This is a genomic window from Nocardia sp. NPDC004722, from assembly GCF_053601505.1.
In genome coordinates, this window is the sequence record NZ_JBSGBY010001076.1 from 1 (window position 1) to 1,337 (window position 1,337).

At 66.3% G+C, this 1,337-nt stretch carries 1 protein-coding gene; it reads left to right on the forward strand.

Annotated elements, in window-relative coordinates:
* On the forward strand, positions 1-1,337 hold a 1,337-nt coding region (locus ACWELQ_RS45810), incomplete at both ends, for a condensation domain-containing protein (RefSeq protein ID WP_452403213.1).

Sequence of the window (1,337 nt, forward strand, 5' to 3'; positions counted from 1 at the left end):
CGCCCGGCCGTCGCGTCCTACGCCGGTGGGGTGCACGAGTTCTCGATCGATGCCGAACTGCTGACCGGACTCGACCGTTTGGCCCGCGAGCATGGGGCGACTCTGTTCATGCTCATGCATTCGGCGCTGGCCGTGCTGCTCTCGCGCCTGACGGGCGAGCGGGACATCGCCATCGGCACCGCGGTCGCGGGCCGTGGTGAGCAGGAGATCGACGACGCCATCGGCATGTTCGTCAACACCGTGGTGCTGCGTACCGAGGTCGACGGCGGCCGCCGGTTCACCGAATTGCTGGATGCCGTGCGCACCGGCGATATCCAGGCATTCGGTCATGCCGATCTGCCATTCGAGCGTCTGGTGGAGATCCTCAACCCGGCCCGCTCGCAGGCACGGCACCCGCTGTTCCAGGTGATGCTGTCGTTCCAGAACACCGGTGAGGCGAGCTTCGCCCTGCCCGGTCTGGAAGTGGCGGGTGTGCCGCTGGACGTGGTCACCGCCAAGTTCGACCTGCAATTGAACCTGACCGAGCGGGCCGAGGGCTCAGGCTTGGCCGCCGAATTCGCTTACGCCACCGACATGTTCGACGAGGGCACCGTAGCGGGCTTCGGTGAGCGCCTGGTGCGCCTGTTGGCAGCCGTGGTCGCCGAGCCGGCCGTGCTGGTCGGCGATATCGAGTTGCTGGATCCGGCCGAGCGTCGCCAGGTGCTGCGGCGATGGAACGCCACCGAGTACGACGTGAAGCGTGTCGCGCTGGGCGGCAAGAAGATCGACGCCGAGGTCACCCTCGCCTCGATGTTCGCCAACCAGGCGAAGCAGACACCCTCGCTCACCGCGCTGGTGTTCGAAGGCGAGACCCTGTCCTACGCCGAGTTCGCGTCCTGGGTGCACCGCTTGGCGCGGTACCTCATCGCCGAGGGTGTTGGACCGGATTCCTATGTGGCCCTGGGTATGCGGCGTTCGGTCGACCTGCTGGTCGGCATGTATGCCGTCACGGTGGCCGGCGCCGCGTACGTGCCGCTGGACCCCGACCATCCGGCTGAGCGCAATCAGTACGTGCTCGACACCGCGCAGCCGGTGTGCGTGCTGACCACCGCACGCGACAATTTCGAGCTCACCGTCTCCCGTCATCCCGGCGCACTTCTTAGTCGGGAACCACACGATGCAGGGGTAGATTCCGGCCGAGAACACGCCGGAATAATGGGCGGGGAAATGCCGAGTGGCACCCTACTGATCGACGAGCTCGATCTGTCGGGCTATTCCGATGCCTCGATCACCGATGCGGACCGGATTGCCCCGCTGCGTGGCGACAACACCGCCTACGTGATCTTCACCTCCGGTTC